Annotated in this window: 15 protein-coding genes and 1 pseudogene; all 16 read right to left on the reverse strand. The window is 48.6% G+C overall.

Features of this window, described 5'->3' with window-relative positions; genetic code table 11:
* Positions 1 to 101 precede the first annotated feature (101 nt).
* The 16 genes and pseudogenes from ASL11_RS23125 to ASL11_RS23205 all read right to left on the reverse strand — a co-directional run bounded on the left by ASL11_RS23125 (position 102) and on the right by ASL11_RS23205 (position 20,763).
* Complete coding sequence (locus ASL11_RS23125) at positions 102 to 428, reverse strand: alpha/beta hydrolase (protein ID WP_327205113.1); 327 nt, start codon at positions 426 to 428, stop codon at positions 102 to 104.
* Positions 371 to 628 carry a hypothetical protein gene (locus tag ASL11_RS23130; protein ID WP_157257018.1) on the reverse strand — a complete coding sequence of 86 codons (258 nt, stop codon included), beginning with the start codon at positions 626 to 628 and terminating at the stop codon, positions 371 to 373. The genes ASL11_RS23125 and ASL11_RS23130 overlap by 58 nt, the downstream gene beginning before the upstream one ends.
* Before the next feature lie 187 nt (positions 629 to 815).
* Positions 816 to 1,151: a sulfatase-like hydrolase/transferase gene (locus ASL11_RS23135; protein ID WP_162261675.1), complete on the reverse strand. Its 336-nt coding sequence runs from the start codon at positions 1,149 to 1,151 to the stop codon at positions 816 to 818.
* A gap of 219 nt (positions 1,152 to 1,370) precedes the next feature.
* Positions 1,371 to 3,654: pseudogene (locus tag ASL11_RS23140) on the reverse strand (beta-glucosidase).
* A 310-nt stretch (positions 3,655 to 3,964) separates the two neighbouring features.
* On the reverse strand, positions 3,965 to 4,801 hold the full coding sequence (locus ASL11_RS23150; RefSeq protein WP_056620332.1) for a tyrosine-protein phosphatase: 837 nt from the start codon (positions 4,799 to 4,801) through the stop codon (positions 3,965 to 3,967).
* A gap of 118 nt (positions 4,802 to 4,919) precedes the next feature.
* Positions 4,920 to 7,400: a beta-galactosidase GalA gene (galA, locus tag ASL11_RS23155; RefSeq protein WP_056620333.1), complete on the reverse strand. Its 2,481-nt coding sequence runs from the start codon at positions 7,398 to 7,400 to the stop codon at positions 4,920 to 4,922.
* A gap of 36 nt (positions 7,401 to 7,436) precedes the next feature.
* Positions 7,437 to 8,213 (reverse strand): MgtC/SapB family protein, encoded by a 777-nt coding sequence (locus ASL11_RS23160; RefSeq protein ID WP_056620334.1) that lies wholly within the window; start codon positions 8,211 to 8,213, stop codon positions 7,437 to 7,439.
* On the reverse strand, positions 8,210 to 9,193 hold the full coding sequence (locus tag ASL11_RS23165; RefSeq protein ID WP_235550559.1) for an alpha/beta hydrolase: 984 nt from the start codon (positions 9,191 to 9,193) through the stop codon (positions 8,210 to 8,212). Before ASL11_RS23165 ends, ASL11_RS23160 begins: the two co-directional genes overlap by 4 nt.
* Positions 9,194 to 9,228: 35 nt before the next feature.
* Entirely contained in the window at positions 9,229 to 9,876 is a 648-nt protein-coding gene (locus tag ASL11_RS23170) for an SGNH/GDSL hydrolase family protein (RefSeq protein ID WP_056620336.1), read from the reverse strand.
* A 26-nt stretch (positions 9,877 to 9,902) separates the two neighbouring features.
* Positions 9,903 to 10,778, reverse strand: coding sequence for a carbohydrate ABC transporter permease (locus ASL11_RS23175; protein WP_056620337.1), 876 nt, complete (start codon positions 10,776 to 10,778; stop codon positions 9,903 to 9,905).
* Positions 10,779 to 10,792: 14 nt separating this feature from the next.
* Positions 10,793 to 11,734, reverse strand: a complete 942-nt coding sequence (locus ASL11_RS23180) for an ABC transporter permease (protein ID WP_056620338.1) — start codon at positions 11,732 to 11,734, stop codon at positions 10,793 to 10,795.
* A gap of 866 nt (positions 11,735 to 12,600) precedes the next feature.
* Positions 12,601 to 13,614 carry an alpha/beta hydrolase gene (locus ASL11_RS23185; protein ID WP_056620339.1) on the reverse strand — a complete coding sequence of 338 codons (1,014 nt, stop codon included), beginning with the start codon at positions 13,612 to 13,614 and terminating at the stop codon, positions 12,601 to 12,603.
* A gap of 429 nt (positions 13,615 to 14,043) precedes the next feature.
* Complete coding sequence (locus ASL11_RS23190; protein ID WP_056620340.1) at positions 14,044 to 15,486, reverse strand: M20 family metallopeptidase; 1,443 nt, start codon at positions 15,484 to 15,486, stop codon at positions 14,044 to 14,046.
* A gap of 260 nt (positions 15,487 to 15,746) precedes the next feature.
* Positions 15,747 to 17,273, reverse strand: coding sequence for an ABC transporter substrate-binding protein (locus ASL11_RS23195; RefSeq protein WP_235550560.1), 1,527 nt, complete (start codon positions 17,271 to 17,273; stop codon positions 15,747 to 15,749).
* A gap of 168 nt (positions 17,274 to 17,441) precedes the next feature.
* Positions 17,442 to 19,016, reverse strand: coding sequence for a response regulator transcription factor (locus ASL11_RS23200; RefSeq protein ID WP_056620342.1), 1,575 nt, complete (start codon positions 19,014 to 19,016; stop codon positions 17,442 to 17,444).
* Positions 19,017 to 19,026: 10 nt separating this feature from the next.
* The gene (locus ASL11_RS23205) at positions 19,027 to 20,763 is read right to left on the reverse strand and encodes a sensor histidine kinase (RefSeq protein WP_235550561.1); all 1,737 of its coding nucleotides are present in this window, start codon (positions 20,761 to 20,763) and stop codon (positions 19,027 to 19,029) included.
* Positions 20,764 to 21,021 lie beyond the last annotated feature (258 nt).

Consider the following 21,021-nt stretch of genomic DNA (forward strand, 5'->3'; position numbering starts at 1 on the left):
ATCAAGTGGAAAATACCGTATCTGTCATTCGCGGGTAAACGGAAAGAAAGGCCACCTGGAGTCAATGACGCCAAGTGGCCTTTTGGTTTGCGATGAGCAGGCTACGTCCGAATATACTTCGCGATAAATGCGGTGACGCGGCTTTCGTATCCGGTCGGATCCGTTTGGTACGCTTTGCCGTGGCGGGCCTGCGGGACGACGAACAGCTCCTTCTCGCCGCCGGCGGCATCGTAAAGCTCGCCGGCCATCTCGAACGGCACGAACGTGTCGGCATCTCCGTGAATGAACAGCACGGGCAGCTTCGTTCGCCGTACCTGCTCAAGCGCCGACGCTTCCGCGAAGCCGTAACCGGCAATCCCAATCGTACATACTACTCTTCCGGTGCCTGTTCGCGTTCCAACGCTTGAATCAACAATTCCGTATAGGATGCAATCAGTGCCTCGTCCTCAATGGGTGCCAACAGACCGTAATCGGATTGATATGATAGAGTAGAGAAAGCTGCCCATAGAACGCCGGGCTGGCTGATCGGAATTTTAAATACAGGATAAGCCGTGTAGGGCAAGTAACGACCGGCCTGAATGCGTTCCGGCATTTGATTGCCGATGCAAGTACCGAGAGTTGTGGGCATGGCGGTGTACATATGGCACGGGTGATTATCTTCCCGGATTGGCGCCCGCAAGTAGGTGTAGGTCCCGTCCGTCATTTTCACGGTCGTACCGAACATGCCGTAAAGCGCGTAATCCCGTATTTTAGTTTCGCTTCCTTAAATAAGCGGCAGTTAGGACCTCCCTCTAACCGTCTGAGGATTATCGATGCTAAAATAGCCAAGGATCGTCGGCATCAAGTCGATGTTTTTGTGTGATGGCCGAAATCCTGTTGGAGTCGGGATCAGTCCCCGGCAGATGGATCATGAGCAGAGGATGGGCAATTTCGTTATAGGTATGCATAATATTTTTCCCAGTCAACTTATGCTCGCCTAACAGAAATCCATGATCGGTTGTCATAATAAGAAGCGTGTCATCCCATAGGTTGTTCCTATCCATGACATCCAACAATTTTCCCAGCCAATGATTGATCATGACGGAGAACTTGATCCGATAAGTAAAAAGCCCGCTAATGTAGCGAGCTTGATTCTGACAGCATTTAGTCATTCGACATATCATGTCATTTTCAGGAATCCTATTAACATTGGAGCACGCGCGCCGAATAGGGCAAGCTGCCTGCATAACACCTGTCGAACGCGACCATTCTTTCCGAGAGCCTTTCAAAGTTGGGTGCTTTGATCCAATCGCATCCGTAATTCGAAAGCATATTTTTATTCAACGAATCGAACATAAGCATGAATGCTCTCATACCTGTTAACTCTCCTTTTACATATCTGATCCGGTTCCATTCAGCCGTTCAACCATATTATTTAGCATTTCTTCCGTAAATGCTCCCTGGCTAAAGGCTGCGGCGGCACGCAAAGGCATGAATTTCAGTATGGCGGCGAACATCTCCGATGTACCTTCGTCGTTCGCAGCACTGAACAAAGGATTTCCTTTGAATCCCCGTAAAATTTGTTGTGCGATATCTGCAGCATAAGGATCCGCCAGTAAATCTCCGATCGTTGTATTTCGCGTGTAAGTTCTTCGAATGAGAACGGTGGATTGTATTTGTACGGTTTCTTTCAAACGAATTTCGGCTGCTGATTGCCCGATCATCATTTCGTAATCACCGCTTTCTACGTGCCAATCTCTGATGTCCGTGTTGTAATACGCGAATGCCCGCTTATCGAGGATAAAACGTACCGTCTTCTCTTCACCGGGCTGCAAAGCGATTTTGCTAAAGCCTTTAAGCTCTTTAAATGCTTTGCTAACCGTGCTTTCAACGTCCCTCACATAGAGCTGCACGATTTCTTTCCCGGCTACGTCACCTGCATTTTTCACCTTCAGGCTCACCTGAAGCTGATCCGTATCCAGCATAGCTTTGCGATCCAGCTTCAAATCAGAGTACTCGAACGTTGTATAGCTTAGCCCGTGACCGAACGGAAACAACGGTTCGATCTCTTTTTTATCGTAATACCGATAGCCTACGAACAAGCCCTCGCTATATTCGACCGTATCTCCTTCACCCGGGAAGTTCAGGTAGGACGGGTTATGCGACAACTTTTGCGGAAATGTTTCGGCAAGCTTCCCGCACGGATTCGCATCGCCGAACAGCAAATCAGCGATCGCTCCGCCAAGCGCTTGTCCTCCCAGATAACCTTCCAGCACGCCTTGCACCTTATCGATCCAAGGCATTTCAATCGGAGCTCCGTTGCTTAATACGACAACAATATGCGGCTGAACCTCGGCGACTGCATGAATCAACTGCGTTTGATTAACCGGGATTCTCAGATGCTCCCTGTCATAGCCTTCGGATTCATAGCGATCGGGCAACCCTGCGAAAATAACGGTCACCTGCGATTTCCCGGCAGCTTCTACGGCATCTTTTACAAGCTGTTCATCGATCTCGTCGTTCTCCAGGTTATAGCCCTTCGCATAAGACATTTGGGCCTGACCGGCTACTTTCTTGGTCATTTCTTCATAGATGTTATCCAGTTTCGTCGGCTTTATGTGGGAGCTTCCCCCCCCCCTGGTATCTGGGCTGCTGCGCAAAAGCTCCGATCACGCTGATAGCGGCGTCTTTGGACAAAGGCAGAATGCGCTGTTCATTTTTTAGAAGCACCATGCTTTCTCTGGCCGCTTCTCTCGCTAATTGATGATGCTCCTCCTGGTTGAAGATCACAGCCTTCTTATTCTCCGCCGCCTTAAAAACCACAGTTAATATGCGTTCTACCGCTTTGTCGACTATATCCTCGGAAATGCTCCCGTTCCGTACAGTCTCGACTATTTTACGATCGCCCGCTCCGTTGCTTGAAGGCATCTCCAATTCCAGACCGGCGATCAAACCAGGAACCCTTTCATCCACGGCGCCCCAATCCGAAACGACGAACCCTTCCAATCCCCATTCTTCCTTCAAAATATCGTTCAACAAGTACTTGTTCTCGGAGCAATACTCTCCGTTCACCTTGTTGTATGCGCACATGACGGTCCAAGGCTGAGCCTGTTTAACAGCACCCTCAAAGCTGGACAAATAAATTTCACGAAGGGTTCGTTCGTCTACAACCGCATCCACGGACATTCTTCGGTGCTCTTGGTTATTGACGGCATAATGCTTGAGCGACGTTCCTACGCCTTGACTTTGAACGCCTGCGATATGATTCGCCGCCATCTCGGTTGACAAATAAGGGTCCTCTGAAAAGTATTCAAAATTTCTGCCGCATAACGGGGAACGTTTGATATTGGCAGCCGGCCCAAGCAAAATCCCGACATCCTCCGCTTGGCATTCGACGCCAAGCGCCTCGCCGACCTTACGGATCAAATCCCGATCCCATGAACAGGCTAATCCTGCACCGGAAGGGAAGCATGTAGACGGCACGCTATCCATAATACCCAAATGATCGGAATCGCCTTTTTGTTTGCGAAGACCATGAGGTCCGTCGGTAAGCATAATGGACGGGATCCCCAGCCGTTCAACGCCTTTTGTATGCCAGAAATCCAGGCCCGAGCATAATCCGGCTTTTTCCTCCAGAGTCAGTTGGCTGATCAATTGCTTGATTCGGTCTTTCAAATCGAATCCCTCCACATATTCAATGTCGTTATCCCTTTACCGAGCCCGCGATTCCTTCCACAAAATAACGCTGGAATAGAATGAAGATTATGATAATCGGTACGATCGCGATTCCCGCCCCGGCCTCCCGACTTTATCGATTCGACTAACGTTTTCAGTTGCTCGCGATCATTCGTCATCCCGATCGTACAAAGCAGCTGTCCGACTTTTCCTCACATCCATCGCAGCCAGCGTTTCTCGGACCCAATGAATATCCTCTTCCTGCAAAAAAACGGATTTGCCGCCAAATTTACCACGATTGTTTTCCTCTTTATTCCAAACACATGCTCTGCAAATCTTCCCGTCTCGACTTTGTTAAGCCGAATTCTTCAGAAAAATAAGCATCATAACCTCCATACGTATTCTTGATAGACCCCAAAGTGGCTGACAAGAACGCTTCGTTAACCGTGAGTATATGGTTCAAATTTTGCAAAACTGCTTCGTCCGCATGTTCAGCCAACTGTTTCAGAAGTTTCCTGTTGAACGATTTCAGCGTCTCATTACTTAAGAGATAGTCTTCCATGACCGTTTGTTCGGAGACACCCAGCGCAAGTAAGATGAGAGCGGCTCCGATCCCGGTTCGGTCTTTGCCCGACGTACAATGATGCAGTAGCCCCAATTGATCCGGATCCTGGATCGTTTCCATTAATCGTTTGAACGAATGATTGTTAATCGGAAGTTTCGTATACAATTCCGTCATGTAGGTTTCCGCTTGGAAACTTTTGAAGAAGTCGTTTTTAACCAATTCTTTCAGAATATGACCTTGCTGTTCCTCCCCTTCAGGAGCGGCCGGCAAATTCATTTTCTCATGCTGATCCTCAGTGTTCGCCGGTATCCGTATATTTTTTGCATTAGGGAGAACCGGATCCGGCATTATGCGCGATTCATGATCGCCGCGGTAATCGAAAACCGTTTTGATATTCAACGTTTGCAAGAATGTTAAATCCTGCTCCGTTAAACCGGTCAAGTGATCGGAACGAAAGAAAAGGCCGTATTTTACTTTGCGGCCATCGGACGTTTGATAGCCTCCCATATCTCGGAAATTATGTACGCCTTCGAAGGGAATGACCCGATTGGCGGGATATGCGGCAAATTGGCTTATTGACATAACTGCACCTCTTTAGCGGAATATTTATTATTCAATCTCATCACCATAAAAATCCCCCCCTCTTCTCGATATGGCTTAAGAACAGAGGGGGAAGGCTTTTTTAATAATCACTGATCGTTCAATTCGTTAGGTCTTTCCGGGATTGAAGGGTCAATACGGCCGATACTAACCCTTCCGAAGACGCCTCAATGCGTATCTCTCCTGCCTCATCCAGTGACTGAATCAATGCCAAGGCGTAGCCATTGAACAGGCTTCTCGCATCACCTCGATCTGGCTCATGACATCCCGGATCTCCATTTCCCAGACCAAGCAGCTTGCCCTCACCTGTAACATGGAACTGGATCCGATTATTGGCAATAGGCACTACCCGTCCCGATTGATCCTTTACCGAAACTGTAACCATCGATACGTCCTGGCCATCGGCGAGCAGTTCCGACAGGTTAGCCTCCAAGTGGATAGAGTATTCGTCCGTAGTAGTTTCTTTCCGTTCTGTTGCTACCACCACGCCATCCCGATAAGCGATGGCCTCGAGAACACCGGGTTCATAGGCTACCTGCCACGATAATGTGTGCTCGCCCGCTTCAGCATCCGCTTGCTTCTTGCCCAAGCTTTGGCCGTTCAGTACCAGCTCCACCACGCTGCAGTTGGTATATACGCGGACTTCCACCTGCTGTCCAAGCCGGTCCGGCCAGTTCCAGTGCGGCATAAGATGGACGATAGGCTCGTCCTTCCAGATCGATTGATAGAAATAGTACGAGTCCTTGGCAAATCCGCAATAATCCAGGATGCCGAAATGCGATAGCACAGACGGCCACTGGAATGGCGTCGTCTCCCCGCGATAATCGAAACCCGTCCATATGAACAATCCGCCCGAAAAACGGTTTTCTAAGAAATAACGCCAGCTTCGTTCAGGCGTTGACGTACCGCCCGCTCCGCCCAGATTACCTACATCCATCTCCTTGCCTTGCATATTATATCTCGAGCCGTAGCTGGAGCAGCGCCCGCCTTCCGGATCATCCTCATAGACGCCTCTTGCCGAGAAGAAAGAGACATTTTCCGTATTCAGCACTTTGGCTTCGGGATGGGATTGAAACCATTCACCGATCGATTGACCTATTTTTACGGACTCACCGTAATTAACGCCATTAACCTCGACGTCCATACCTTTCTGACTTAGATTGGCTGCCGTAACAGGACGGGTGGGATCGATTCGTTTCGCCAAATCCTTAGTGCGCTTCAGCATCCGATTGGCTTGATAACTGCCGCTGATCTTTTCTTCATTACCGAGGCTCCACATAAAGATACTTGGATGGTTGCGGTCACGGTACAACATGGATTTCAGATCATCGAGCTTGATCTCTGTACTCTCCGTGATCCGGTTCTCGTTCATAACCAGCATCCCGAGTCTGTCACAAGCATCGAGCAGCTCCGGGGCCGGCGGATGATGGGCACAACGGTAAGCGTTACAGCCCATTTCCAGCAGGCGTTTGATTTTATATTCATGCACGCGGTCCGGCAGCGCGATGCCCACGCCGGCGAAATCCTGGTGATTGCAAGTACCTTTCACTTGTACGTACTTACCATTAAGGTATAATCCATCCTGACGGTATTCCACCGTACGGATGCCGAAAACGGTCCGATACGTGTCGACAATTTGCCCTTCGTGCAGCAGTTCAGTTACGGCCTCATACAGATGAGGCGTGTCCTGCGACCAGAGCAGCGGCTTCGCCACTTGAACCGATTGAAGAACTGTTTGCTTGTCGATTCCGGGCGTTTCGCAGTCGGTTTCCGTGATAGCAACGAGTTCCCCAGCCGGATTCAGAATACTCGTTCGGATTCCGTACTTCATCTTCTGCGGATATTCGTTGCTCACCGTCGTTTCGACCGTAACCGCGGCCATTTCATTGTCAACTTGCTCAGTTCTGACGAAGGTTCCCCAGCGGTCCACATGCAGGTAATCATGTTTAGTTAACCAGACATGACGGTAAATGCCCCCGCCTTCGTACCACCAGCCTTCATCTCCGCCGGTCGTATCCGTTCGGACGAGGATAACATTATCCCCTTCCTCATCCCCATATTTCAGCAGGTCCGTGATGTCATAATGAAAGCTGGTATAACCGCTGAGATGGTCACCGACGAAGCATCCATTCACCCAAACCGAACTGCTCCGCATCACACCGTCAAATTCGATGATGATTTTCTTGCCTTCATCCTCCTGTGGAATTTGAAATACTTTGCGGTAATAGCCCACTCCATTAGGCAGATAACCTTGAAACGCGCCACCGCGTTCCGGGTTGTACGGCTGTTCCAACCGCCAATCATGCGGCAGATTAACACCCACCCAGCCTGTGATCTTATCCTTGGGCGTATCCGAGCCGTACATTTGGGTAAGATCGAAGTTCGGATCTCCCAGATATTCTCGAGCGATGTTCTGGATGATACGTGCAGCTTCGCCCATCGCAAATGGCTCATGTCTCTCTTCCCCCAGCGCATTCGTCAGCCCGGCGATCATGCCGGCTTTTTTTACCGTCTTGACAATTTTCCCTACCTCACCGACATGAAACATCCAATTTCGATCAAAATTTTCTCTGGTTCTCATAAACAACGGCTCCTTTTGCGTCTAAATCTTATTTATTCATAGATTCGTCGAATTTTTTCCGGTTACCGGAATAGCCGGTTTCAAAGTAGGCAAATAACTGGATTCCGTCCACAGCACCATGTCCAGTGCCTTAATTTCTTCCAGCGCTTGGACGATATTTTCTTCTTGATGATTTTTGACCGTGAAGCAGAGTTGCATCGTAGGCATACCCCCAGCCTCAGGCGGCGCATGTTCATCCGGCATCATTTTGACGTTTGCGATTTGGATCCCTTGTTCGCCCAATTTGGAAGCAACCTTCCCAAGAACGCCTGGTATATCGATAATCGTACACTTGACCTCAACATTTTTGCGGTGGCGCATCAAATGTTTCTCCCACTTGTTCAGCACATATAGACTGATGATGACGAAAAACGTACACAGAAATGCGACAAACAAAAACCCCGCTCCGACGCAAAGGCCGATTGCCGCCACAACCCAAACCGAAGCCGCCGTCGTGAGCCCTTTGATGACAGACCCGTTGCGCAGAATCGCGCCCGCACCCAAAAAGCCGATTCCGCTGATCACCTGAGCGGCTAGACGGGCAGGGTCAACCCGGACGTTGGATTCGTCAACAAAGTCGGAGAATCCGTAAATCGAAAGCAGCATAATGGTGGTCGAGCCGAGACAGACGAGAATATGGGTGCGGAACCCTGCCGCATGGTTGTTCCACTCCCGCTCGATGCCGACCAATCCGCCCAAAACAGCGGCGAGGACCATGCGTACGAACAAATCCCAATGACCAAGTTGCCAAACATTAGCAGCAGCGACAGTCAATATTGTCCCCTCCCCGATTTCAAGTCTTTTAAGATGGCCGCCATTTTCTCGTCCGTAAACATCGGATCGGAAAAATTGAACAGCGACTTCAACGAAAACGCTTTGATATAGTCGATCTTCGGCGATGCCAAAAGATCCGGAAGATACCGCTCCAATACGGCACTGCTGCAATCATCGGCCAGCAACTGGCCTACTTTTGTATACTCGTCAATCACTCGTTCCACAAGAAGGAAATTCCTGGATTTCAACCATGCCTCGCACAGCGTTGTCCATGCTTGCGCTTCCCGATCGCCACTGGCCAGTCCGAGTCCATGAGGGCCACTTTCAAAAAGATGCATTTCGAAAGAAACCCTAAACTTCCTGAGCGCTGCCGCGAACATTAAACAATTCTCAGCCTGAACGACCGGATCGTCTGCCGTGATCCACATAAAAGTCGGCGGCGTTTCCTCCGTTACTTGCTTTTCACTTGATAACAGCTCGATCAGAGCACGGTCGTTCTGCCGCTCCCCCATCAATACCGACTTGCACGATGCATTCGTAAATTCGCCCATCGTAATGAGAGGATAACAGAGCACGAGCGCATCGGGACGGCTGCTGTATCGCTCGATCGGATCATTGGCTTGCGGATTGCCGTTGTCAAAACGTGTACCTGCCATCGAAACAAGATGGCCTCCTGCTGAAAATCCCAGCATTCCGATTCGCTCGGGATCAATATTCCATTCCGTCCCTCTGTGCCTGATCGTTCGTATGGCCCGCTGAGCATCATGAAGCTGGCTCGGATATTGTGCCGGAGAAACCCTATAATGAAGGACAAAAGCCGAAATGCCGATCGCGTTCAACCACTTGGCGACAGGCTCGCCTTCATGACCAGCCCGATGCGTATAGCCTCCGCCAGGACAAACGATGACGGCAGGAAACGGTCCTTCCCCTTCCAGCAAGTACGGTGTTAAGCTGGGACAACCTTCGTTGAATCCCTGCAATGCGGGTTGGTCGTGCCACAAAGGAATGTTCATTGTTAGGACTCCACCATCATACTTTTTATTTTTTCCGCAACGGCACTTCCGAGCTTCCGGTGTTGTTCCGCTTCGAAATGAATGCCGTCTGCATCACTGGAAACGATCACGGTCGAAGCATCCATAATAGAAGCGTCGGTATACGGACTAAGCATTGCGAATGCCTCGCCCAATTGTTTGGACTTCTCTTCCCCGCCCTTGAACATGCCTGCGAATAATCCAGTTTCCTTGATTGGCGGCGGAACTAGAATTAGAACCTGAGGGACTATCGTAATCCCCGGCCTTGAAAAAGTCGTTTTTACGAGTCCGGCAAGCGACAGGGTGCTCATCGCGATATCCAGCGCCGAGACGGAAAACCGCTCTTTCAAATCATTCGTTCCGAGCATGATCACGACAAGATCAAGCGGCCTGTGAGACAGCAGGCAGGACGGCAAGTACTCTTTTCCACTCATGATTCCATCAATCGGATCCGTCCACACTGTCGTCCTCCCGGGCAAGCCTTCCTCGACAATGTCGTAACCGTCTCCCAGTTCCTTACGCAGTACGCCCGTCCACCGAACATCCGCCGGAAACCGAACTCCTCGATTCTGCGGATCGGCTCCCCATGTATTTGAATCTCCGAAGCATAAGATCGTTCTCGTGCCGGTCATCTGTAACCACCTCCAACATAATAGTTTCAACCTTTGACGGCGCCAACCGTCAGGCCTTTTACGAAATACTTCTGAAAGAATGGGTATGCGACCAGTAGCGGAACGACCCCGATCGCGGCTATGGCCATGCGCATGGAGGTGAGCGGAAGATGACTTGTCGCGACAATCTCCGTCGATGACTGCAAAAATTGCGCATCGAGTAAAATCCGGTTGAGCATGTTTTGAAGGCTGAAGTATCGGCTATCGGTAATGTAAATCAGTCCGTTAAACCAATCGTTCCAGTACATAATCGTATAAAACATCCCGACCGTAGCCAATACCGGCGTCGATAACGGCAATACGATTGTCGCGAAAATTTTCCATTCCTTCGCCCCGTCGATATAGGCCGATTCGATGATCGGCTTCGGAATCGAGCTTGCAAAGAACGTTCGCATCAGGATGACGAAAAAACCGTTCATCAACAGGCTCGGAATGATCAGAGCCAGTATCGTATTTTTCAAATTGAAGAAATTGGTGTATAACAGGTAGGTCGGCACAAGGCCTCCGTTAAACAGCATCGTGAAAAATACGTAGAAGGACAGTATCTTGCGAAATGGCATCTCGGTCCGTGACAGCGGATAGGCAAGCAACGCCGTTAGCGTCAATCCTGCAGCTGTTCCGACTACCGTCACGAGAATCGTAATTCCATAAGCGCGCAGTATATTAGCTGAGTTCGTCCATAAATATTCGTATGCCGAAAAACTAACGACTCTCGGGAAGAAAGCATACCCATGACGAATGATTTCCATGTCGTCCGTAAGAGAAGCGGAGAGCAGCAACCAGAATGGCATGATGCAGAAACATGTAAATGCCAGCATGACGATGTTGATCGTCCATTGATAAAGTTTACCGGATGATAGCATGGGAGCGCCCCTTTCTAGAACAGTGCATTGTCTTTGTTGAATTTTCTCACGACCGCATTGGAAGCCAGTACCAGAACAAATCCGACGAGCGCTTGATACAAGCCTGCGGCCGACGACATCCCGATATCGCCCATATTGATCAGCGCGCGGTACACATACGTATCGATCGTGTTCGTGACCGGCATTAAGGCGCCCGTGTTAAGCGGCACTTGGAAGAACAGGCCGAAGTCGGAATAGAAAATGCGCCCGATCGCAAGTAGCGTCAAAATTGTAATAACCGGCGCAATGAGCGGAATCGTAATCGTCCGGATTTGCTGCCACCGGTTCGCGCCGTCTATTTTAGCCGCTTCATAGTACTCTTGATCGATGCCGATAATCGCAGCCAAGTAGATGATGCAAAGTTGTCCTACACCTTTCCAGGCGTGTACGATCGTCAGGATCCACGGCCAGTATTTTGTTTCGCTATACCAAGAGATAGGCTCTAGGCCGAACAAGGGGAGCAGAGTCTTGTTCATAAAGCCTTTTTCGACGTCCAGGAAACCGAGCACGAGGTAACCGACGATCACCATGGAGATCAAGTACGGAAGCAGGATCATCGTTTGGTACGCTCTCGATAAAATGCGCTTGCGGATTTCAGTCAGCAGGATCGCAAGCGAAATCGCGATTGCCGTATTCAAGAAAATGAAAGAGAGATTGTACAATAGCGTGTTGCGGGTGATGATGTATGCATCCTTCGTCTTAAACAAATACTCAAAGTTCTTAAAGCCGATCCACTCGCTCCCCCATATGCCCCTCGCGAAATTGACGTTTTTGAACGCGATGACGATGCCGAACATCGGCAAATAATTGTTGATGAGAAAGTAGAGTAGCCCCGGCAGCGTCATGAGCACGAGCATCCGGTATTTTTTTGCCTTCCTCATCTCAAGCCGCAACACCGACATTTTGCTTGCCTTCATACGTTACAACCACCTTTTGCTGTCATTGTTTTGTGCATGTTTTCATCTTATAGCAATTTGTCCGCCCCTACTTCCATGATCCCGACATCCTATTTTTGAGTTTCCGACATCGGCTTGACTGCATCCGCGATGGCCTAAAGAATCCCCCCGTTCGATGGCAGTAATGATCTTATTCTCAGGGTTCTTTGGTGTTCTGAAGATAGATCTAAAATAAATGTGATGAACACGACAAATTCGTTGAAAGCAGGGATTCCAAATATGAAAGAACCACTTCAACCATTACATCCAAACCAATAACTGGATTCATGACATCACTCCCGTAGTAAATTCACCGGCAACCCCTAACCTTCTTGTCTTCCACACTATCGCATGTGATACGGGATCAACGTCCCAACCAGCCTAACCATGGTTGAACAAGTAGAGGGGATGAACTGAATAGCCCTCGGGATCCAAGTCCCACGGGCAGATACGTTCAATCCCCGGCTACCGCAATTTTACGACCATACAAAAAAGAGGCCGACCAGAAAAATCTGGTGACCTCATAATACGAACAGGCAGATTAGTTGAAGATCAATCACGGTGAACCGTACCATAAGTGACGACGAAAAATTTATGTCGTTGGACAACTCGGACTCCAGTTGACGAAAACCAGGCAATATATTTCACTAGCGCTACCGGAGCGGTTCCGTCCCGGTTCAGGTTTTCAATGTCCTGAGGGGTATTGATGGTTGTATGGTTCATTCCTCCCGAAACAGTCAAAGCCCCTCGAGAAAGGGAGCTTCGATTGGTTCAAGAACATTTATGGTTGGAAAGGTAAATTGTTTCAGCAGTACAAGGGCAATTTAGAGGAGTCGGGTTATTTTCTCTTAGCTAGAGGAAGTGTCTTCCTTAAGAAACTCCTTTGTCTGCTTCAGGCTACGTATGCTAGCCTGGGAGGCCATATCAAACTGATAGCCATGACCTGCTTTCATCACTGCGGGGTCGAAAAACAGAGAGGTGACCGGAACGCCCTTTTCTTGAAGAGCAGTCACGAAAACCCTAGCTTGCTTTTCAAACGAATTCGTGTTGCCGTCGGTTACAAATGCAGGGGGAAAGTCTTTTGTGATGTACTTTGACAGATTTAAGACATCAAACTTCGGGTTGTTCATCCAGTTCTTATCGCCCAAAATGCCCCAGCCCATACGCTTGAGCATGAATTGTTGCACGGGCTTTACATCGCTATGTTGAAATGCTGTGATATCGTAGGGAGCGCTATATAACAATAAGCCCTTGATTGTATTAGTCGGCACGAGTTGTGGGACCCCCACGAGCTTTGCATATTCGGTATTGGTTTGGATCAGGGCAAACTCCCCGGCCAAGAAAGCCCCCGCTGAGGAACCGGCAAAAATCACCCGTGATGGGTCCAAGGGGTATTTCTGAGCCAACTGCTGCAAATAAGACCATACCTCGCCGACTTGTTTCGTCTGATCGAACAGAGTTGCTTTGGGTGCCAACTCGTAGTTCATTGATATTACGGCAAAGCCGTCAGAGGCCAAAGCCCTTGAATAGTTGGCGGGCATAAATTTATCTCCCGTAACGAAGCCTCCGCCGTGGATAAAGATGATGACGGGCAGCGGCTTCGAAACACCTTGAGGGAGGTAAAGGTCGATTTTATTTTCGTGGTACTTGGATGGATATGAGATGTCGGAGAACACATGTGTTTGCACCATGAGCTCGGGATGATCGGATGGCTTGGAGCCATAATTGTCCGGACCGATCTTTCTGGTTAGAAAGCGGGCCAGCCAAATGGTTGGCTGAGGTGTCCAGATGGTGAAGGCAGCCGGGATAAGAACAATCGTCAAGACAGCAATCAATATAAGGGATACTTGTACTTGTGTCATCGGTTAGCCTCCTGCAGTCATTTTATGGTGTCGGATACGAAGTTGAGTTTCAGTGCCAAATATATGGACCCTATATACTGTTTTAAGTCGCATGCGCATGAATGATGAGCATCGAAAAGCGTATGTGGGAAAACCTCATGTATGATTTGGTAAGGAGAGGCTGAATTTTACTCAGCCCTTCACTCTAGTTCGAAGATGGAGGGATCAGGTTTAGCGCGAACGAATTGGGATAAGAATTTCAATCAAGTAGGCTAGGATTTGCTCCGGATCGAGTCCAAATTGCTTTTGAATAACATGACCTCGAGTTGCCATTCGAAACACCATGCTTGTGAGGGTATGCGAGATCATGCTCCCAAGCAGGACGGGATCAAAGTAAGAAGAATCGATCCGTCTTTCATGCCCTTTTCAAAGCTTCAACCAGGCAGGAAGTCAACGACTCCCTACATGTTTAATTTCAGACGGGATCGGGCTTATATAGCTGGCACCACCCAATCTTTCTCTCAGCTCTGCTTTTGCCTGGTCAATGACCTCCTGACGGAGAAGCACTTCAATTGCGGTGGAGGCCATTACCTTGCTTGCTTGAAGCATCCCTTTGTGGCCGATAGATGTTCCTACCTGGGACACAGCCTGCCAGGAATGTAGTTGTGTCCCCATTGCAAAGCAAGTGGTCACGCATTGCACAGTGGGCACGACCCAACTGACGTCACCCACATCGGTTGAAGTGGACAAGTTAAGCGTTTTGTTTAGATAAGGAAGAAGATCGGTGGAAAGCTCTAGTTCTTTCAACTGCTGCACGAATTCCTTGCTTGCCTGGACCGGTAGGAGCGCCAGGAGATCCAAGACGCTTTGCTTTTCCGCTTCAGTTAGGGATTTACGGATTTGACGAGCAAATTCCTTTTCCGCTTCGTCAAAAGTATGTACACCCAACTCATAGAAGTTGTTGTACATGATGGTTTCCAGTGTTTGGTTGGGAATCAGGCTGGAGCATGCCTTGTCAAAAATAATTTCTACTTCCGTCTCCGTCATCATGGCGGCACCACGGGCAACCTTGCATACGCGCTGATAGAGATCTTCCACCTGCGGCGTTTTCGGAGCGCGAATCAGGTAGAGCACTTCCGCTTCCGCCTGCACAACATTGGGGGAGAATCCACCTGAATTCGTTATGGCATAATGAATACGGGCTTCCGGCATGATGTGTTCACGCAGATAGTTACACCCGATGTTCATCAACTCGACGGCATCCAGCGCACTACGTCCGAGATGAGGAGCGGCTGAGGCGTGGGACGCCTTTCCCTTAAACTTGAAGAAAACCTGATAATTGGCCAGATTGGTTACAGACATTACCGCGTTCACGATTTCAGGATGCCAGCAGATGGCGATGTCCGCATCGTCAAACAAGCCTTCGCGAACCATGATAGTTTTTCCGGAGCCGCCTTCTTCGGCCGGGCAGCCGTAGTAACGGATCGTTCCTTTAATCTGGTTTTCCTCCATATAATGGCGAACTGCGATCGCTGCAGCAAGCGAGCCCGTCCCCAGTAAGTTATGTCCGCAGCCATGCCCATTGCCGTCTTGCTGAATAGGCTGATGGGATACTTGCCCCCTTTCCTGGCTCAGTCCGGAAAGCGCGTCATATTCCCCAAGGATAGCCACAATGGGTTTGCCGCTTCCATAGCTGCCGATAAAGGCGGTTTCCAAGCCGCCGACTCCTCGTTTTACCGTAAAATCTTCTTCTTCGAGTGTCTTGCAAAGCAGGTCGGCAGAGCGGAACTCTTTGAATTGGGTTTCGGCATAGTCCCAGATGTTATCGCTCACATTGATGAATTTTTCCCTTTTTTGTTCAATGATTTCCGTAATTCTGACACGATTAAACATGAAGAACACCTCTCTTTTTTCATCTTGTCTTGCCACGGTAAACCGTTAACTGTTTGCAGCAGTTCTATCTATCTATCTATCTATCTGTGAATTTGAAAACGTTTTCTAAAGCAATTCACCTGCTCCCTTTGATACCTCAATGATTAAGGATAAAGGTACAGCTCCTCATTTTTTTGAGGAGCTGTACCTTTTTAGTTCAAAGAAGCTTTTTCAGTCGCCTCGTTCGAGACATTACGTCTTTTACAGGAGGATCCGTCGGATTATTTATTGGCCGCTGCCCAAGCGTCAAGCTGCTTTTGCTTCTCGGCAATGACCTTGTCGACGCCCGCCGCTTTCATTTGCTTGATATACTCGGGCAATACCTTAGCGGGATCCACCGTGCCGGTCTCCAAAGCGAGAGCGTACTGGTTCGTCACATTCTTAAGAGCCGCGATTTCTGTCTTAACAGGCTCCGGATTGTAAATGAAGCCGAGCGCTTTCGATTTTTTCGAGTTCTTAATGAATTCCGTCAGCTTCTTGTTACGGTCCGGATTTTCCCCGTTGAACAAATAGGAGAGGAACATATTTCCGAATAGCCAGTTTTCGGAAGGGTAGTAGCCGCTATTCGAAGCATTGACGCCCTGTGGGAAATCGATGACATTATCCGATTTTTTTACGTAATGCTGCCCTTCGATCCCCCAGTCGAGCAAATTGATAAAATCTTTGTCTGTATACATCAAATTAAGCAGCATCATAGACCTTTCCGGGTTCTGCGCGTTTCTAGGAATGCTCCACATATACGAGGTGATGTTGGTAGTGGTCGCGACGGCCGGCAACAGGCGCACCTCGACCAAATCTTTTCCTACAGTTAAGGAATTTGCCGCTTCGCTAAATGGACTCATATGATGTAACGTCGAGAAGACCTTTCCTGCCTTCATCAAATTTTGCCAAATTTCATTACTGGTTGCCGCATCTTTAGCAACATATCCGGCCAAATACCATCCTCTTGTTGTATCCAGCAGCTTGGCATATTCCGGAGTTTCAACCCAATTGACTACCTTCATCCCGTTATCGTGCGCCGGCAGCACACCGAGTCCGTCTCCCAAAGGATCCAGCATGCCACCGACGAAAGGGCTGCCCAGAATCGAGTTGGCAAACTTGGTCACCGGAATCACATCAGGCTCATTCTCCTTGATCACCTTGAATACGGCGTCAAGGTCGTCCAGCGATCTGATCGCTTTCGTATCGATTTTGTACTTGTCCACAAGATCCTTGCGCATTGAGATGCCGAAGTCGTTCGCAAAGTCCCGGATACTCGTTATCCCGTAAGTTTTCCCGTTGATCCTGGGCGCTTTTAGGTAAGCCGGATCCAAATCGTCCAGCACTTTTTGAACGCCTTGACCGTATTTGGCAATGTAGTCGTCAAGCTCAAGATAGTTGCCCTTGGCTACTTGCTGCTCGTATGTGCCTCGGCCGCTTACGATGAGGTCCATTTTCTCGTTGCCGGACAGCATCAGTGTGGTTTGCTGCGCCCAGGCGCCTTTCGTGATCTGAACGAGCTTCACGGTCGCATTGATTTTTTCCTGCGTAATCTTGTTGATTTTTTCTTGTACCGCTTTCAAGTCTTTCTGCTCGCTGTCAACCGGAAACACCATCGTCAGTTCAACGGGCTTCAGGTCCGGCTTCGCGCTGCCCGACAGTCCAGGAGCTCCGCTCGCATTCGGTTGGTTGCTCGAGCCCGAGCTGCAGGCCGTGACCAGAGTAGACGTTGCCATTACGGAAATCAGAAGTATTGCAGCGCTCTTCATTTTTTTCTTCATGTAAGAACCCCCTATTTTGATTGGTCTTGCCGCTTGCTATTATTATTTTATTGAAGTTCCCGTTTACCCGCTTTCAAGAATCCGTTCTCTCGGTTTCGAGATTCCGTCCACATAAAGAGAAAACGCCAGTCGGCGTCCTTGATGTACATATTTCGTTTACATGCTGGAAGAGAATCTTTTCCGATATTCTTGAGGCGTCATCAAGACTTCCTTCTTGAAGAGGGTGGAGAAATAAGAGAAATTAGCGAAGCCTACCGCCAAAGCGACGTTGCTTATCGAAGTTTCCGATTTGGCCAGTAGTTCTTTCGCAAGATCGATCCTTTCTTTCAGAATATACTCCGATATCGAGAGACCTGTTTCCTTTTTGAAAAGCTTGACAATGTGGTCGGGACTGAGCCCAATGTAGTCGGCAATGTACTGTCTGGACATCTCCTGATCGATATTCGTCGATATATACCGCTTGATCTTGTTCACCACTGTCTCGTTCGAACCAAGCGCTTCGATGGAAGTCATTGCAAATTCAAGGACATCCGTTACCCAGTCTTGCAGATTCCTGACGCTCTCAGCGGCAGACGAAATACGTTCCGGCGCGAAATGATCCGCTAAAATATCGTCCAAATACAACCCTTTCTGCTGAAGCGTATGCAGAACCATCTGCAGGAAGCTTAAATAAAACTGCTGCAGACTTTTCGAGTTCAGCCCTTCGATCCACTTAAGCGACTCCAGAAAATCTTGCGACTCAGCCATCAGCTTCTTCTTGTCCCCCTGCTTGATCAGCTCGGACCATATTCTCATCGGAGGCATGGGAAAAGGCGTTTCATTTGGCATTTTCTCGTCGATAAGCACGACGCGGTCGACGGCGTTCACTTGATTCTTTCTAAGCGCTGCCAAATTTTCAACCATATCGCGAACGCCGTGTATCTCTGACGGTTGACCGATATAACAGGATAAATGGCAATAAAAATATCGGTTACACGTCTCGATGAACAAACCGCAGCGTTGTATGAGCTCTTTGCGGAACTTCTCTCCGCTCACCTCTAACTCATGTTCCGTAAAAAACACCGCCAATAACTGATTGGCCTTGACGCGAACGATGTGAGCCGCTGCAGCTTGATGGATGACCAATTCCTCCAAGGCGTTCGTTAGCGCGTACTCCATAATTTGGGCATCGCGAGCGCTCAGTTCTTTTTTCCAATGTTGAATGCCGATCAAAATGGGTAAAAACTTCATCCTGCTCGTATACGGTATATTATGCTTCCCGATAGCCTCCATGATTTTGTCCGGCTGGGATGGAATGACCTGCTGCAGTACATCCTGCCAGAACCGCTCGATGACGATCGATGACGATTTCCGGTCTTTGCTTATTTTCTTAATCAGCTCTGTCATGACTTGCTCCAGCTCTTCGGGTGGCGCAGGCTTGAGCAAATACTCGAAGCTCCCTAGCTGGATCGCTTTTTTCGCGTATTGAAAGTCGGCATGACAAGTCAGAAAGACACACTCCGTCCAAGGATGCTCTTCCCGTACCCACTTATAAAGTTCGAGTCCGCTTCCTTGCGGCATCTCAATATCGCATATCATCATATCGAATGAATGTTCGCCAAATTTCTCCTTCGCTTGACGTGCATTGTTCGCTACAGATACGTGAATGATGCCGAATTTTGACCAGTTCACACTTGCCCTAATGCCGTTCGCGGTAAATTCTTCGTCGTCCACGATCAATAACCGGTACATACTCTCGCCCCTATCCTTTCATGATCGGCAAATAAATATCCACAATGGCGCCGTTATCGTTTGAAAACCCCATGATCGCCTGACCCCCGTACAAAAGCCGCAGTCTTTGCTGGGCATTCCAAATCCCGATATGCTCACCTTCTTCAGTCGTCAGCTTAATCTCTTGTCTCAGCTTCTCGAGCACCTCGTTCTCATAACCCATGCCCGTATCGCGAATCCGGATGTGAAGCCGTTCCTCATCATTCCGGCTATCCCGTTCGATTGAAATCTCGATATGGGTAGGCTCGTCCGTGTTGACCGTATGCTTGATCGTGTTTTCTGCAAAGCTTTGAATGATCAGCGGGGGAATACAACAATCGAGCAGGTCATCCGGGACGGTAATGCCGTACGTCAAGCTTCCCGGAAACCGAATCTTCTGGATGTTCAAATAATTTTTCGTATGACCCAGCTCGTCCCGAACTAGAACATGATCCGTATGGCTGCGAAACATGAAGCGGAAATATCTGATTAATGAGAGGGAAAGCTCTTGAATCAACCCGTATTTCCTCTCCTGAGCCAAATAATAAACGACATTCAGACTGTTCAAAAAGAAGTGCGGATTGATTTGCAGCTGCAAATGCTTCAGCTCCGCTTTCTGACTGATCAATTGCTCCTCATAGACATCGATTTTCAGCTTCTGAATGTCGGTCACCATGCTGTTGAACATCTCGTTCATCAGTTCGAATTCGTTAGAGGTCGGTTTCTTCGCTATTCGCATCTCCAAGTGACCCTCTTTGATCCTGCGCATGGCCAGTACGATTCGGTTAATCGGACGGAGTACGACTCTCCTCATGAAATAGAAGGCTAGTAGTAAGATCAAGACGGTCCCTGCCGCAATTAGTAAAATGATCCTCTGCAAATAAGGCAGCTTCTGGAGAATGCTTTGATCGGGAACCACAGCGACCAGTCCGAAATCCCCTTTGCCGGAATGCTCTCCGATCACCAGATACCCTTCATCGAAACCGCTTAAACGGTACGACTTAGACGTATAGGAAAGATCGATTCCCTGTTCTCTAAAAAATGATTCGTCCTTTAGCGGCTTGTGGTTGCCATCGACCAGCAGCGCTCTCCCATCGGCGCCGAGATCCAAAAGATTGAGCGGCCCCGTCACATCCTGCGTATTTACACCAGCCCCGATATATAAACCACCAACCTTTATGAAATATAACAAATAATCCTTTTCATAAACGCGAAATACGGACCATCTCCCGGTCTGAAAACTTTCTGCCGATTGCCCGTCAACGATAAGCGAGACAATGGCATCCTTTATAGGCTGATTGTCGGAACCAGCCGAGCCTGTCTGCTTGGGAGCAAACACCAAATCGTTGTTAATGGGCGAATATATGAAAAAATAGTCGAGTCCCTCGTAGTAAGTCACATTATTCTCCAGTTGTTTGAATTGCCAAATACGTTCCATTTTATACAAATCGATATCGATCTCAGGAGACCGGTCGAGAACGTGCAGTCCTGTTTCCTCCGAGGCATACTTCAGCAAATAGCTGTCAATGTCGGCTAACGACTTGTCGATCAACCCCATATAGAGGCTGATCATGTTGCTGTTAGATTGCCCTACCTGGTTGCGAACAACCTGGATCGAATAGAAGTTTGAATAAATCAGGAAGAGAACAATCGGCAGCATTATAAGCATGAGTCCCGTGATCAGCTTAAATCGGAGCGAATTGAATATTGTAAAAAGTGGTTTTCTCATGTTGTTCATTTTCCCTTCGTCCCTTTAATGATAATTATTTTACCACATGGACGGTATGACTTTACGGCTCGTTTCCCCTGATCTTCTTGACAATGATACCTGATTGCCAAAAACATTCCTTATGTTTTGCCATCTATTCGTTTCTAGTCAGTTATAGCGCCTATAGTCATTTGTGGTGATCTTACCCTTTATAATAAATGTAGAGATGGGTTGTCCGCTTTCAAAATTCCGTCTTATATTTTTTGAGTTTCCGAATCA

The organism is Paenibacillus sp. Soil750, from assembly GCF_001428045.1.
GTDB classification, from domain to species: domain Bacteria; phylum Bacillota; class Bacilli; order Paenibacillales; family NBRC-103111; genus Paenibacillus_E; species Paenibacillus_E allorhizoplanae.